The sequence below is a fragment of the Aureibaculum algae genome (assembly GCF_006065315.1).
Taxonomy (GTDB): Bacteria; Bacteroidota; Bacteroidia; order Flavobacteriales; family Flavobacteriaceae; genus Aureibaculum; species Aureibaculum algae.
This window is the reverse complement of record NZ_CP040749.1, coordinates 548,089-563,511: the sequence shown is the minus strand read 5'-3', so window position 1 is coordinate 563,511 and position 15,423 is coordinate 548,089. Positions and strand designations below refer to the sequence as shown.

The window sequence follows — 15,423 nt, the reverse complement described above, 5'->3', positions numbered from 1 at the left end:
TTTTATAAAGCTAGCATTGAATTATTGATAACGCAAAAAGCGTAATCAACAGTTCAACACTAAAAATAATATCATGAATTAAAAAAAAGAAAAATATTGTATATTTAACCTAAGACTCGGGAAAGTGCTTTACATAGGATACGGTGTTAGGTGCAGTTTTTGTTTGGTTACTTTTTTAGCGTTCTGAAATTTCTTTTAATTTATCCAATGCTTTTGGATATGTACTATTGAAGTAATCCAAATATTCATCAATTGTATCCATTTCTATAATTACAGTTGTTGTGCCGTTGTTTTCCGTAAATCTATAATTTTCGTGTCCACCTGCCCATTTCTCTACCTGTTCACCTGTGGTTATTTCCTTATCTCCATCCAAAATTCCGTAATGGCGAATAGAAATAAATTCAGCAGGTCTGTGTTCTACAATTTCCGAAATCATTCCTCCTTTTTTACCGTTTTCATCGGTTCCTACAAAAAGCATTTTGCTTCCTTTGTCCCAATTACCTTCATAGGTAGAGGTCGGATTAAAAGCTGCTGTCCAATATTCGTAAGTGCTTTTGTCATTTAAGCCTAACATCATTTCATATACTTTTTGAGCAGATGTGTTAATTTCCGTTTTAAATTTTGATTTATTCATTAATTACTTTGTTTTAATCAGTTTTATTTAATTCTTGATGTACCACATATTTGCCAAATGGTTTGGTTAAATTGCACCTAACGTGTTTGTATATGGTTTGTTGCGTGGTTAAGCAACTAATTTAGTAAATAATTACCGACCAAGAAAGTCCGCGAGGACTTTCGTAAGTAGGCGAGAAGCCAGCAATAAATTATATACGGTGTGCCTGTTGCACAAGATATATATAATTAGGGATAAAATGAACTAAAAAACGCATGAATTTATTGGTCATTAGACTGATATTCTGTATCTTGAGGTATGCAAGGCAAAAAAGAGTATCAAGAGAAATTATTCACTCAATTCCGAATGAGTGATCGGATTCCAAAGGAGAATTTTTATCGACGATTAAATGGGGAATTAGACCTACATTTTCTATATGTACTGACACGTCCTTATTATGGAGACAGTGGTCAAAAGAGCATAGATCCTACCGTGTTTTTCAAGTTGTGTTTGGTGGGATATTTAGAGAATATTATCAGTGATCGACAGTTGATTGCCCATTGTAGTTTACGTTTGGACATATTGTATTTTTTAGGCTATGATATTGATGAAGAGTTGCCCTGGCATAGCACAATAAGTCGTACGCGTCAATTATATCCAGAAAAAGTTTTTGAAGAAGTCTTTACGCGTGTTTTAATTATGTGTGTTGACAAAGGCATGGTAAGTGGCCATACTCAAGCGATAGATTCTGCTCCAATAAAGGCAAATGCCTCGATGGATACCTTGGAGTTAAAAGTGCCTGAAGAAGAATTAGAAGACCACTTAAAAAAGCTACGCCATATCAGTAGCATGGATAAACAAAAGCCTATTCGAAAAGCCAAAGAGAATAAAGCTTCAGATGCTCAAAAAAAAATTAGTGCCACCAAGCAAGAATTGTCTGCTATTAAAAGTCGGAATAAAAAATGGTCAAAAGATCAAGATCAACGCACGGGTGCAAACAATAAAAACTCAAAATACACCTCAAACAAAACGCATTATAGTCCCACCGATCCGGATGCTAAAATTAGTGTAAAGCCAGGCAAGGCACGCAAGCTGAACTATATGAGTCAGCTAAGTGTTGACACTGGACATCATGTAATCACTGACATTAAAGCGTATAAGGCAGATAAGAAAGACAGCCAATACTTACAAGACATTGTACCTCGATTAAAAAAACGATTGAACAAACAAGGGATCTTATGGCAAAATCTAGTGGCCGATACAGGCTATAGTGATGGAGAGAATTATGCTTTTTTGGAAAAAATAGGTTTACGAAGTTTTATACCACCTCACGGGACGTATAAAGGCGGTCCTGAGGATTTTGAATATGTCAAACAAGAGGATCATTATCTCTGTCCAGAGGGTCATATCGTTCCCTTTAAAAAAGTGTTTAATGATTATAGAACAGGTAGTAAGAAAAAGGAATATAGAATCTCCTCAAAAATTTGTAGAGACTGTCCGATAAGAAAACAATGTTTAGGTAAGACAGCACAAGAAAAGAAATTTTCGGTAACTTATTACAGAGAAGAATACGAACGAAATAACCATCGCGTAAGCAGCAACCAAGGTCGTTATATGAAATCAAAACGACAGAGTACTGTTGAACCTGTCTTTGGAACGCTAACTCAATTCATGGGCTTACGTAAAATAAATACCATTGGCATTGAGCAAGCCAACAAGGTGATGCATCTCTCCGCCATTGCCTACAACCTGAAAAAGTACCTAAAATTCACAAGTAAAGTTGTCAGAAGTGATGCCAAATCACTTGCGCTGTACTTAACTCACTGTTTTTGGCATATATTGAGCAGATCAAGCCATTTTAAGCCTTTTAAAAAAGATGAAATAGGGGACAGAAAAAATTATAGCCACGCTTAAAACTACTAAAAATAAATCCCCAATTAATCCAGATGGTCTATTTTGGTGCTTGTGCAACGATTACCGGTGTTGTACGCAGGCTTTTCCTTTCAGACGCTATGTTGTAGTTCTATTTCAGGCATTTCATCATAGGTTCGACCGTTTAATTCTCTACCGTTTTTCTTTTTGTTTTTTCCGCCCCATTGTTTAAAGAAAAATGCGACATCTGCCTTTTCACATTGTTCTTGTAAATCAATTACCCAATCAGCATCCATTGGTCTTGGCGTGTGTCCACTTTCTCCACCAACAATTACCCAATCTATGTTTTCTAAATTCAGATTCGGTAAAGCTCCAATTAATGGTTCAAGAGAAAGAAATTTTACTCTTGCATTAGTCTTTCTCAAATAATCGATTCTATTTTCTACTTTTTGTTCCTCAACTGAAACTCCCATCCAAATATTATGACTCCACTTTAATTCTTTATGAAGTTCTAATAATCTTTCTGCCCTTTTAGTTAATACTTGAAAAACGTGTTGTGGGTTTTCGTTCATAACCTTAAAAACCTTTTTTATAAATTCTAAAGGTATTTGCTCGTGAAACAAATCGCTCATAGAGTTTACAAAAACTACTTTAGATTTTTTCCAAGTATAAGGTGTTTTAAGTGCAGATTCGTGTGTGCGGACTTCGAAATTGTCTTTATATTTTTCAACTCCCATTGCTTGAAGTCGTTTAGACATAATTTCTGCATAACAGAATTTACAACCTTGGGAAACTTTTGTACAACCAGTTGTAGGATTCCAAGTCATTTCTGTCCATTCTATGCTTGATTGTGCCATTTTACTTTGAGATTATTTTATAAGTTACAATATTATCTTTTCTAAACACATTTACATAATTTAAGAAAGGTGATTTTCCGTCATATTCCAATTTACCTTGTTTTTTCATAAGCTTTAATAAATCAACTGCGTGTTGTGGAATATGTCCATTCGAATAAGTGTACATTAAAACAGTTTTATTTGTAACTGTTTTTCTGTTTAAAAGTTTGGACTCTAATTCGTTTTTGAATTTTTCAACTTTAGTCAATTTTTGTCCCTCAAACATATCGAGTTGAATTTTACTTTTATCCTCATCAATGTCAAAATCAGCTTCTCCGTTTAAGTTATTTCTTTTCCAAGCTATTTTCAAAAATTTATCAACTGCTGCATAATTCTTTGCTCCAAATATGATTCCATAAATATTTCTATTTTTCTTTATTGAAAAAGGAAATAATTTTAGTTCTGATTTTTCTGGAAGTCTTGAATTGATTTTATTGAAAACCAAACGATGCATATTTCGATATTCCTCACTTTCTAACTCTGCAATATCTATTTCTAAAGCTTTTTTAAACTCTTCTGTCATTCCATATCTTCTAAAAAAAGAAGATGAAACAAAATAGATAAAATCAGTTGTATTTAATCTTTCAAGTTCATCAATATATTCTTGGGAAATAAATTTCACACCGTTTTGGTCTAAATAGACTAATGACGGATATTCTTTAATTGTTGGAATTAATTTGAAGAATAAATCTCCAGCATCTTCATTGTAATAGTTTACAGTAAGGAAATATTTAAATTTGGGATTTTGTGAAATGAAATCTTCACAATTCTTTTTTAGTAGTTCAAATTTATTCTGTGCTTTTCTATTAGGCTCAAATTCATTGAAGTGAAGAACAATTTTAGTTTTAGTTCTTAAGATATTGCCTAAATGCTCATTTATTTTGGTTAAAAGACGAATTGGACTTCCAGCTATATTATTTGAATCATAACCTGGTCCAGAAAAAAAGTCAAATATATGAATCTCCCCAAAGTGAGCTTGTGGTAAAAATGTTGGTATCCAAGCTTGAGCATAATCCTCAAATATTTCGAGTTTTGTTATTGTTCCTCCATCAAAAGGTTCAGAATGTATGTTTTTTGCACTCATTTTAATTTATGTTCGGGTGTTTCTTTAGCTTGTTGCCAACGGCTCGGCTATGCGTAGTGCGGGATTTCAAGGCACTTTACTGTCCGTTTACCGAAACGTTTATTTGATGTATTAACTTTCATGTTAGCACTTTCGCCCGCATTAGGTATAGCCATTGTTGGGCAATCGTACTTTTTGTTTTTCAGTCCGAGGGTTGGGTCAGACACACTTATTGACAAACTTTGGTTTGTGCTGTTGGATTGAGAGGTTTGGCAATGTGTGTGGCTGTATGTGAGGGCTTGTCGTTTCATTACTTTATTGTGGTTTCATATTGTCAAAATGTAATTTGTCTTTATCTTCAATAAGTCTCATCAAATATTTTGCGGATTGATGAATTTCTTGAGGATTCATTGAACCATTTATCGAATGAGAAAGAATATTGCAAACTTTGATTAACAAACCGAGTTTTGTTTTTTGGTTGTTACTTGTAATGCTGAAATGACTTTCAATTTGCTTTTGAAGATTACTTGTAAAGTTCAAATCTCTTCCAATTTTAAATCCATACCATTCTTCAAAAATTCTTCTCATTACATTTGGATAGTGATAAATTTGGCACTCTGTCTTTATATCTTCATCACTTTTTCTTGAAAATTCATAAATCTCTTTAAACAAATAGTTATATGGTTTTTCTTTACTTGACAATTTAGCCAATGTACTTACTCCATTATTTTTTCTTATTTCAAAAGTTGCAAAAGTTTGATTGTTATCCTTACCATATGATAAATTACAGTAGTCGTCCCAAGTATGGGTCATAACGAAAATCTGCTGATTTTGAAGTTCCAAAAGGTTTTTCATCAGTTCCAAAATGTAAAACTTATTTGAATCATCCATACTTGAAATTGGGTCGTCCACTATGATAAGTTCAATTTCTGGTTTAATATTCTGCTGTTTGCTATCAGCAAAAAGTTCATAATAGAAAAACAACAATGCTAAAAGATTTTTTTCTCCTTCACTTATGTCTTTAATTGTTAGCGTAGCGTTTTCATTGGTGCCTTTGATAATATAATTGCGGTTATCTGTATCGAGGGTAACTTTTAGCGATATATTTATGTCATTCAGAATTTGCGAAACAAAATCAGCAAAATCTTTTGTTAGACTTTTTTGTTGCTTTAAATCTTGAATTTCTTGTTGCTTCTTCTTGTTGCTCTCACGCTTTTCCTTTAATTCAACTTCCTTGACTTTAATCTCCTTTAGCTTATCTTTTATAGTGGCTGATTTTAGTATTTCCAAGCCAATTGCACCTTTTACTAAAGTGGTTAGATTGTTTTGCTTCTTTCTTAACTCCGATAATTGTTCATTTTTAGTTTTAGCGATAGTTGATATTGATTCTTCAATCCCTTTCGAGGTTTCTTCTAAAAGTTCAAAATCGAAATTTTCTTGAATTTCAATGTTATCAATCTTCGATTGACACGAAGTTATAAGAGAGTCTATAGTGCTTTTCTTTTCGGTTATTGCAGTAAAACGTTGCTCAACCTCATTGCCAATATTTGTAGAATAAGTTTTGGATTCTTTCTCAATAATTCTAATACTATCCAAAAGGCTTTGAAGCTGTTCTCTTAGTTGTTTTAGTTTCTCAGTTGCCTTATGTCTTTTATTTTCTTTGTATTCCGCTATTTTCAACTTAACATCTGAAAAATCTAACTTGCTATCACAGAACTTGCAGTTATCACCTTCTTTGTGAAGTTTTAGTCCTGATTCAATCCATTGAACAACTTCAAATTCGGGGATTGAAATATCTTCTCCAAATTTTTCTTTGAAGATTACTTTTACTTTTTCAATTAAAGGTGTTTGAATTTTTGAGAAGTTTAATGGTTTTAAATTCTCATTTTGTGAAATTTGTTTTTCAATTGCATTGTCGCCATTAATCTTTATCAATTTATCTTCATCCACTTCAATTTTTTTAGCATCCTGAAAATCCTTTTTATAAAGTTCAATTACTCGTTTAACAGATTCTTCTTTGGACTTTCTTTGAATATTAGCTTCGCCTTTTCGTCTATCGTGAATTTTGTCTATTTCAGTTCTAATTTCTTTGCGTAATTTGGCAATGCCTGTGTCAAGATTACCAATTTCATCTTCTTTGATAATTAACTTCTGAAGTTCCTTAATCTTGTTTTCTATATCAACGCCACCTTTACCAAAACTTGCCTCAACACCTTTAATTTTTCCGTCCGAATTTTCAATCAATAATGAATTTGAAATGTAATCTCTATCAAAAATTCTAAGATTCTCAGGCTTCTTGGTTAAGTCTTTTAGAAATTCATCTTTAATGCCAATAGCAATAGAACTTTTTCCTTTTCCATTGTAACCGAATAGAATGTTTTTTGCACGAAAAAGTAAATCATTGGGGTTTGTGTAACCAACAAAAGACTTGAGAGTGAGGTTATTAAGCTTAGTTATCATTTTTTAAAATGCATTTTGTCCATTGTTGTCAGAGCGTTGGCAAAAAACAGCTCTTTTTGTTTTTTCAGCGTTGACTTTTTTGTCGGCAAAAACCAAATGTGCTGTTAGTGCGTTGGCTTTCCTTGTATGTTGCCCAACGTTGGTATAAGGATAGTACGCCAAATAAAAGAAGTTACTTCCATAAACTAAACATTGTATTGGCGTATTAGCTTTATACTTTGTTGTAAAACGTTGGTGTGCCATGCGTTTTTCAGAGTTTGATGATTCTAAAATAGATAAAATTTTCAAGTTTATTGATTATTATTTATTCCTAGAATTTCTTCCTTTTAAATATCTGATGCGGTTTGCAACGTGTCTTTGTATTTTTGTTCTAATCCTTCTTTTTTTAATCGCAACTGGTCATTCTCATCTTTTAGGTATAAGTTAGATTTTATAATCGAGTCATACACTTTTATTATAAATTCGTTTTTTTCAATTGCTTGATTTTTTGGATAAAAAAGTCCAAAAATAGAAGCTGACACAGCAATTAAACTAATAATTATTGTCTTATTCACGCCATTTAAATTTTTTCTATTTACGATATGAGCATTATATAATTCAATCGCTTTAGGTTTGATTCTAACAATTGCAGAAATTTTATCTGAAGGTATAAATCCCCCGTTTTCAATATACAATTCAATTCCAGTAGTAGTTGGCTTGTTCACATACTCAATATAATTTTCCGAAACTAATAGTTTTAAAAATCTACTCATTTCAATCCTGCTTCTTTCGGTCTCTACATTCTTAAAATTTTTCAAAAGAAAACTTCTTAATTCAACATGTCCAAAAGCACCATCAGTTTCTATTAGATATTCAAACAGCTTTATATGTAATATTCCTTTCATTCCTTTCTTTCTTTACCCATCCTACTTAACCCTTTTTAATGGTTTACAACGTGTTTGTGTATGCTTTGTTGCGTGATTTAAACAACTAATTTAGTAAATAAAAACCGAATAGAAAATCCGCGAGGATTTTCGTAAGTAGGCTAAAACCAAGCAATAAAATATACACGGTGTTGCCCACAGTTATTTTTTTATTCAGCTTTGTCTATTTCGGTCAGTCTCAAACATTGTGATTTCAATTGCTCTTGTTGGATATATGTCATATTCAAAATTTCGAGAAATCAAATCGTGCAATTTACCGTAATCTTTATTTTCCGCTATATTTTTAATTCCGTTTAGATAGTCAAGATAGAGTTTTGGACTATCAATGCCGTAACTACTTTTCTTTTCTGTTAAATATCTAAAAATTCGACTGTCCCAAATCGCATAATCTCTCGGATTGATAAAATGTAATAGTTTAGAAAGTCCAACCAAAGAATTGTTTATTGATTTTTTTAAAATTCCGATTTCGTTTTCGGTCAAAATGTGTCCACTTTTCACAGCATTTAATAAAAACAAAACTTTGTCTTTTTGTTCCAAATTCAGGTGGATTATTGTTGGCATCCAACCATAAACGAAATGACTTGCGATTACCAAATTATGTTCATTTATATCTCCATCTTTTATTTTGTCAAAATATTTTATGAATTCTGTATAAGTTTGGATATAAGAGTTGTTTTCAGTTAGGATGAATTTTTCCGCATCTTTTAATATCGTTTCAAAGTTCAGGTTTTTCAATTCAGTTCGGGTTTTCGTTAATTGTGGGCAACATATGTATAACCCTATTGTGGTTATATCGTATATGTCTGCAAGTTAAAGTTTTTTAAGCAAATTATCTATTGGGCTACTGATATTTTTATTGTTTATTTGTATGGTTTTGGTATATAATTCGGTGGTTTTGGGTGAATTATGTCCCAACATGTTTTGTAAATGTCTTAAATTCATATTGTTTTCTATACAGTGTGTTGCAAATGAATGTCGTAGAGTATGAACCGTTGCCCATGGATTTGAATCTGTTTCCTTAATTGCTGTTCTTAAAATATTTCTGATACTCGTAGTACTGTACTTACCACCAGTTTGTCCTTCAAATAACCAATACGATGGTTTGTGCAATTTGTAGTATTTTCTCAATAATACTACTAAATGATCTGATAATATAGTTTTGTGGTCTTTTTTACCTTTGCTGTCCTTTATAAATAAGTAGCCTTCATCAGAATGTACATCAGCTATTCGTAAATTAATCAATTCAGAAATTCGTAATCCAGCACTATAAATTGTCCATAATATAGCCTTGTGTTTAATGTTTTTATGGTGTTGTAGTATTTTTAAAACTTCTTCCTGACTTAAAACGTTCGGTATATTTTGACTCTTTTTAGGGCGTTGTATATCATAATATTCTCTTGGTAAACCCAATACATGCTCATAATATGCCTTTATAGCGTTAATCAATTGATTTTGATAACTTTCACTAATATTATTGAGTTTTATAAGTTCGTATATAAATTGTTCTATTTGTATTTTACTTATACTTTTAAGGTCTTGATGCATAAATTTTGTCAAAAAAACAGAAAGCATTTTTTTATAATTATTTATGGTTGACTGCCCATAATGCTTTAAAACTAATGTCTTTTCTAATTCTAAAAGCGTATCAATAGCTTTCTCGTTTAATCTGGTGGTTTTTATGGGTACGAATGGTTTTTCAACACTAATTGTAAAGTCCCCTTTAAATGTGCGTTTTACTAATGCCATGTTTTCTTGGGTGTTTATAATAGACCATAGTTTTTGACTCGGATGCCAATAGGTTGAATTCAGGCTTTTAAATGCTTTTCTAATTTCATACAATTCATATGGAATAAAAATTTTTATGCGTTTGGCATTTTTTAAAGGTTCATAAATAATAGGAGTGCCCATTGTCAATTGTTTTTTATGTAGCCAAAATAAAATATTAAACATCAAATAAAGCATGTTAAACATTTGTATCCGTTTGTAAACATTTGTAAACGTTTATTAACCGTTAAGTAACGGATAATTATAAAGCTAATTAATAAGGGCTCTGTTGAAGTATTATGGAGTCTAAATTTGTTAAAAAGTATAAAAAGAAAGAAATGATAAAGTTGTTAATTACAAAAGAAGATGCGATTTTATAGATGATACTTAAAATAAATATATTTTTATAGATATGAAAAAAACTAATGAAATTTTAAGAGATAATCCGATTCTCAAATCAAAAGCAAAAAAAAGCTAATTCAACTGGAATTAGGTGCTATTTATTAATTGGAGATTCAAGTTTTTTCAAAAATTCCGCCTCTTTTTTATCATCTTTATGTTTATCACAATATGAATTGTCAACTGTTTGCAATTTATCCCAAAACATAACTTCACAGGTTTTGCAATTTCTACGACCCATATATTGTAAGTAACTATAAAGTGTTGGTTTTGACTTTATATCAAGAAGCTTCATTATTTCTTTTATTGTTAAGCCTTTAGATTCATCACAATAATACTCTTTCGCTAATCGTGCCTTTTTTTGTGCTTCCTTGGACAGCCCTTTTTTTCTTCCGAATTTAACGCCTCTGCGTCTTGCACTTTCTTGTCCAGCAACTGTTCTTTCAATTAATATATCTCTTTCTAATTCTGCAACAGCACTAAAAAGGGTATAAACAAACTTGCCATAAGAAGATGTTGTATCTATAAATGGTTCTTGGATACTTACAAACTGGACTCCATTCTCTTTAAAATTACTCATCAATTTTAGCATATGAGATACACTTCTTGCCATCCTACCCATTTTCCAAGTTACAATCGTGTCACCTTCCCTGACTTTAGATAGAAGCAAATTTAAATTTTCCCTTTCAACTTTAGAACCTGAAATGCTATCGCAATAAATGTTCTTTTCTATCACCCCATATTTTAACAGAGCATCAACTTGAAGATGCAGTTTTTGACTGTCTGTGCTTTTTCTTGCATATCCAAAAATCATAGGGTATAATTAACTGTATAAAATTAAACTTATTTATTTAACACATAAATATACCAAATATTTCTTAAATATTGACTATTTATTGAAGTGTGTCTATATGGTCGTTTAATTAAACGCTAAAAATGAATTATTGACGTTTATCAATACTCCCCTTATCAAAAGCCACCAAGTTAAACAATTGCCTCATTCTAGAACGTACCCGATTGCCATACCATTCTTCCAACTCTTGAGCATTCTGATTTGTTGTAGCATGGGTAATTGTTTTGTGTGAAATCCATAAATCATATCGGATTATACTTAAACTAAAATAATACTTCTTAGAATTTAAATGCCGATTCCATTAATTCAATTTCTTTAGTTGATATGCCTATTTTAATGGCCACATTTGTCCAATTGCTTACTGCATTTAAAACTTCATCATAGATTCCTTTCATTTGACCTTTATCCAATCTAAAGTACTCGCCTACACTTTTAGCTAAATCAAAATCCAACGCATTATTATCCATATCTATATTAAGTGCCAGTCCATCTTTATCAATCGAAGGGTTTATGTCATATGCCGGAGAGAGAATCCATCCTTTCTCTGTTAAAAGAAATCCATGATTCCGTAAATGGTCGTCTGTATTTGAAATAGCAATATTAAGAACTATCCGTCTCCAAAGCTGAGCTAAATTGACATCAATATCGGTTCCATAATTTTGAATAAATTCTGCAATTTCCAGATAACTGGCAGGCCGATCTCTAATTATTTCTTCTGTATTACCAGTCATGGTCATGGCGGACGCAAAATGAATTCGCTCCCCCTTGTCACGATCAAAACGCTTTGTAAAAAAAGTATGATACTTTCCCGAAATTTTTTCAATTTTAGAAGGTGACATTGAAATGCCTGCATCTATTGCCAATTGATAAACGAGGTATTCCCAAGCTGCCTTATCAATGGCATCATTTTTAGAAGGGAATTTAGCAATCCAAAGATTTTTATCATCATCAATAATATTGGCTTTTGGTCTAGCACCTCCTAGAGATGACCCTGGTGCCATCAAAATTGCCAACCATTTTTTAATCTCATTATTATTGCCACTTTCAAAAGCGTCAGCTGCTGCCTGCAATTCTTTAATTGATGACCAAGGTGGTGTTGGACTATGTTCATCATCATCAAGAAAAGGACCATTTGGATCAGTTTTAAAGCGAAATGCCCCCATCCTACTTTCATCATAGACTCCCAATAAAAAATCTATTTCATAAAGCGTTCGAGGATTTTCTTGTTTTTCTTTAGCGTCTTGAGCGGTTCTCCGTCTCATTAATGTTTTCCCCCAAGTATCGGGCATACTGTCTAGAAAAATACCAAAATTCTCTTTATTATTAGGGTATTGTGGTCCTGAGAAAAATTGAATATCAGGATCTATCAACATTCTGTTCTTTGACCTTAGCCATTTTTTATCATACGCAAAACTAAAGGCTTTTTTCCCTTTACCAAAATGTGCAGAAAGGATACCAATCACTTCTGGCTCAACCATGGGTTGCCAATGTGCGTAAACGTATATGTCAAATTTATTTTGTGCCATTGGTTCAAAATTATAATAAGTCTAAATCTTGCAATTTTCTCCCAAACCCATCATCAGCTGCCAGTTTTAAAATATCTTTTTCCAATCCAAAAACCCTCAACACATTGAAATATGCACCAAATGAAACTTTTGGATTCCCTTTTTCAATTTGATAAAGTGTAGTCCTATCTATATCAGCACGTTCAGAAACCTGCACCGTTGTTAATTTACGTCTTTTACGTGCCAGTTTTATATTCTCTCCTACTTGCTCCATCAATTTTTGATGTTTTGGTAGTAGAACACTTTTTTTACTTTTCATTTTGTTGACTATTTTCTACAAATATAGCTATTTTGTTGATAATAATAAACATTACGAGCCTTGTTTTATTTTCTCTTGTCCTGACTCTCACTGTCAAACGCCACCAAATTAAACAATTGCCGCATTCGAGAACGTACCCGATTGCCATACCATTCTTCCAATTCTTGGGCATTCAAGTTGGTCGTAGCATGAGTGATCACTTTATGCGAAGTCCATAAATCATATCGGTTTAATAAAATTTCACCCATTACATTACAATCATTTCCATAATGTTTTAAATTTTGTTCTATGCCTAAATCATCAAAACAAAAACTTTTTGTTTTGATGTAATTCTCAATAATCTGATGACCATCCTTTTGATATTCAAATGAGATGTTTCTAGCGGAGTACATTTGGTACTGCCTTTCTTTAGGGACAATGTGCCTTATCAAACTCATCAAAGATGTTTTTCCACACCCAATTGGGCCTGTTAACAGAATTCCTTTGTTGAGATTTATGTCGTGCTTTTTGCAATTCGCTTTATCTCGGATAATATAAATCAACAGCCTATAAATAATTTTAAAATCTTCTTCATAAATTTTGAAATGTGACCCAAATAATAATTTTCCTTTGACGTCCAGATAGGTCAGGGTTTTAGCAATATCGTAATGGATAATATTGTCTTTAATTTCTCCCAAGATAAATTCTTTACCTTCTTCCGTGGTTTTATAATGGTTCTCCATAATTCTTGTCGGTGTTTACATTAAGCTTGTCAAATTTCTGTACGGGTGCTATCCTTGTTTTCTCTTTTTTTATTTCATCAGCTTTTATCATCCAGCTTTGAGCTGTGGCATGCCAATCAACAATTTTTGCTTTTCCACCAACCATCCAGCCAATTCCTTGATAATGATTGAAAAATTTTTTAGCTTCAATAATTGACCATTTTTTCTTTTTAAAAAAAATAATAACTTCATTTTCATTTTTTGGTTGCCGTTTAAGTTTAATATGTTTATTGTTTATATATGTTTTATATGATATCAGAGCTTGTCCATTTTCTTTATAAGCTGGAGACAGAGCTTGTCCATTTTCTTTGTATGTTTGAACCAAAGCTTGTTCAGGGGCAGTACAAAAATTGAACATGATAACATTACTTCCTTTATAGGGATTGTGTGAAGGTTGGTATTCCAAATACCGCCAATGGTGCAGTTCTTTAATACACTTGTGATAGGTAACTTTTGAACCTATTTTCGACAGTTTCATAATCTCTTCCCTACAAATAGAAAAAGGGTTGGAAAAACGACTTAGATTCCAATATTGGAATAAGGCTAAATACAAACTGATATGGGTTGGATTTAGCCTAGCATCTTTTGAGAATTTCCCCAATACAGCCGTTAAGTGCTTGATATAATTCATAATCCAATTCTGTTTTATTTAAAATTTATTATGAATTCTATTTTGCTCTAGGATTTGAGCTATTTCCTGATAATCATAATACAATACCCCACCAATTTTACTGTAGGGCAACGTGCCATTGATACGTAAGTTTTGTAAAGTACCTGGAGAGATTCCTAAAAGATCTCTAACTTCCGGTGACTTTAACCACTTTTTAGGAGTCTGTCCTGATTGGTTCTGTAATAATGTTTTGATTTCATCAAGTAATTCGATTTTGAATTCATGAAGATCTTCTGTAGTAATAATTGTTGCTGCCATTTGTAAAACGATTTTTAAAAGCAAAGCCGCCAATGGTTATTATTCTTTTGTTGGCGACTTTGCCGTGATTTGACTTTCGTTCTGCAAATTTGAGTGGATTTATTAGGCTTTTTTCACAACACCACCGTAGGTCTGGTATTTTTTTAACATATAAATCATAAATTTTATGTTTATTCATGATAGCATAAAGTTAAAAATTAAGTAGTCATTAAAGTTAGGTTTATTTAGCGGTATGATTTATTGATCTCACTCATAAGCCCTTCTATCATCTCTTCTAAAAATTTTGTTCTTGATTTCTGCCGATTCTTAATTTCAGAATATATTTTATAGATGTCATTCAACTTGATATTAAAAATGGATTCAAGTTCTCGCTGAATTTCAACAATATCCGTTTTTCCATTGTTTATTGTCTTCGCGGCATGTAACGCATAAATCAATTCTGTCAACTGGGTTTTGGTCCCTGTCCAATGTAAAGTTTTATTATGGTGCATAGGTTTACCGTAACGCATAAAATCATCTATGCTTTTAAATTTTGACTTTAAATACTCTAGAAGTTGGTCATAAGCTTTTATCTTGGCAATCAAGAAATCATGATGTGTATAGAAACTTGTATCGGTATAACCAGGTTGTAGTACGCAACTATATGATTCTTTAATGGGCCTAATTGTAAAAAAAAGTTCATCGAGATTTATCAATTCTAAATTGATATATTGTACCAAAGAATCGTGTTTTTTGAAGAATTTCTTAATTTTATGCTCCTGTCTTAGAATATAATCTCTTTGTGAATTAATAGATAATTCTGGAAACTGTGATTGTATTAGCCTCAATTCAGAATAATAAATAAGGTTTTTTAATACAAGATTTTTGTAATTCTTAAAAAAACCTATTTCCTCTTCCATACTATCAAATTGGTACAAAACAGTATATTTTTTAAGCTTCGATAGTGTTTTCCGACATAGAACTATTGCTTTATGGATATAATTAAAATCCATAAATTCTACTTGCTCAATAACTTTCATGTATTGTTTAAAATTATTGACAATGGTTATATATTCTTTTTCATTCAC

At 31.9% G+C, this 15,423-nt stretch carries 16 protein-coding genes and 1 pseudogene; 1 reads left to right on the top strand and 16 read right to left on the bottom strand.

What is annotated here, in order from left to right; all coding sequences use genetic code 11:
- Positions 1-175: 175 nt before the first annotated feature.
- On the bottom strand, positions 176-634 hold the full coding sequence (locus tag FF125_RS02200) for an SRPBCC domain-containing protein (protein ID WP_138948249.1): 459 nt from the start codon (positions 632-634) through the stop codon (positions 176-178).
- 297 nt (positions 635-931) lie between these two features.
- Here FF125_RS02200 and FF125_RS02195 point away from each other — a divergent pair, with 297 nt between their 5' ends.
- On the top strand, positions 932-2,527 hold the full coding sequence (locus tag FF125_RS02195; RefSeq protein ID WP_250629571.1) for an IS1182 family transposase: 1,596 nt from the start codon (positions 932-934) through the stop codon (positions 2,525-2,527).
- 89 nt (positions 2,528-2,616) lie between these two features.
- Here the strand turns inward: FF125_RS02195 and FF125_RS02190 are convergent, their stop codons facing one another.
- The 15 genes and pseudogenes from FF125_RS02190 to FF125_RS02120 all read right to left on the bottom strand — a co-directional run bounded on the left by FF125_RS02190 (position 2,617) and on the right by FF125_RS02120 (position 15,423).
- A complete protein-coding gene (locus FF125_RS02190) occupies positions 2,617-3,342 on the bottom strand; it encodes a DUF5131 family protein (RefSeq protein ID WP_138948248.1) in 726 nt (241 codons plus the stop codon).
- A gap of 1 nt (position 3,343) precedes the next feature.
- The gene (tcmP, locus tag FF125_RS02185; RefSeq protein ID WP_138948247.1) at positions 3,344-4,465 is read right to left on the bottom strand and encodes a three-Cys-motif partner protein TcmP; all 1,122 of its coding nucleotides are present in this window, start codon (positions 4,463-4,465) and stop codon (positions 3,344-3,346) included.
- 294 nt (positions 4,466-4,759) lie between these two features.
- Positions 4,760-6,904: an AAA family ATPase gene (locus FF125_RS02180; RefSeq protein ID WP_138948246.1), complete on the bottom strand. Its 2,145-nt coding sequence runs from the start codon at positions 6,902-6,904 to the stop codon at positions 4,760-4,762.
- A 3-nt stretch (positions 6,905-6,907) separates the two neighbouring features.
- Complete coding sequence (locus FF125_RS02175; protein ID WP_138948245.1) at positions 6,908-7,192, bottom strand: hypothetical protein; 285 nt, start codon at positions 7,190-7,192, stop codon at positions 6,908-6,910.
- Between the two features lie 38 nt (positions 7,193-7,230).
- On the bottom strand, positions 7,231-7,788 hold the full coding sequence (locus tag FF125_RS02170) for a hypothetical protein (protein WP_138948244.1): 558 nt from the start codon (positions 7,786-7,788) through the stop codon (positions 7,231-7,233).
- Positions 7,789-7,980: 192 nt separating this feature from the next.
- Complete coding sequence (locus tag FF125_RS02165) at positions 7,981-8,562, bottom strand: hypothetical protein (protein WP_138948243.1); 582 nt, start codon at positions 8,560-8,562, stop codon at positions 7,981-7,983.
- Positions 8,563-8,637: 75 nt separating this feature from the next.
- The gene (locus FF125_RS02160; RefSeq protein WP_138948242.1) at positions 8,638-9,735 is read right to left on the bottom strand and encodes a tyrosine-type recombinase/integrase; all 1,098 of its coding nucleotides are present in this window, start codon (positions 9,733-9,735) and stop codon (positions 8,638-8,640) included.
- Positions 9,736-10,087: 352 nt separating this feature from the next.
- On the bottom strand, positions 10,088-10,804 hold the full coding sequence (locus FF125_RS02155; RefSeq protein ID WP_138948241.1) for a recombinase family protein: 717 nt from the start codon (positions 10,802-10,804) through the stop codon (positions 10,088-10,090).
- Positions 10,805-10,931: 127 nt separating this feature from the next.
- A pseudogene (locus FF125_RS22025) lies at positions 10,932-11,069 on the bottom strand (ATPase); the annotation flags it as partial.
- 52 nt (positions 11,070-11,121) lie between these two features.
- Complete coding sequence (locus FF125_RS02145; protein ID WP_138948240.1) at positions 11,122-12,369, bottom strand: type II toxin-antitoxin system HipA family toxin; 1,248 nt, start codon at positions 12,367-12,369, stop codon at positions 11,122-11,124.
- 10 nt (positions 12,370-12,379) lie between these two features.
- Positions 12,380-12,667, bottom strand: a complete 288-nt coding sequence (locus FF125_RS02140) for a helix-turn-helix domain-containing protein (protein WP_138948239.1) — start codon at positions 12,665-12,667, stop codon at positions 12,380-12,382.
- Between the two features lie 65 nt (positions 12,668-12,732).
- Entirely contained in the window at positions 12,733-13,389 is a 657-nt protein-coding gene (locus FF125_RS02135; RefSeq protein WP_138948238.1) for an ATPase, read from the bottom strand.
- Positions 13,373-14,059, bottom strand: a complete 687-nt coding sequence (locus FF125_RS02130; RefSeq protein WP_175418849.1) for a hypothetical protein — start codon at positions 14,057-14,059, stop codon at positions 13,373-13,375. The genes FF125_RS02135 and FF125_RS02130 overlap by 17 nt, the downstream gene beginning before the upstream one ends.
- A gap of 18 nt (positions 14,060-14,077) precedes the next feature.
- Positions 14,078-14,356 (bottom strand): helix-turn-helix domain-containing protein, encoded by a 279-nt coding sequence (locus tag FF125_RS02125; protein WP_138948237.1) that lies wholly within the window; start codon positions 14,354-14,356, stop codon positions 14,078-14,080.
- Between the two features lie 224 nt (positions 14,357-14,580).
- Positions 14,581-15,423 carry an RteC domain-containing protein gene (locus FF125_RS02120; protein WP_138948236.1) on the bottom strand — a complete coding sequence of 281 codons (843 nt, stop codon included), beginning with the start codon at positions 15,421-15,423 and terminating at the stop codon, positions 14,581-14,583.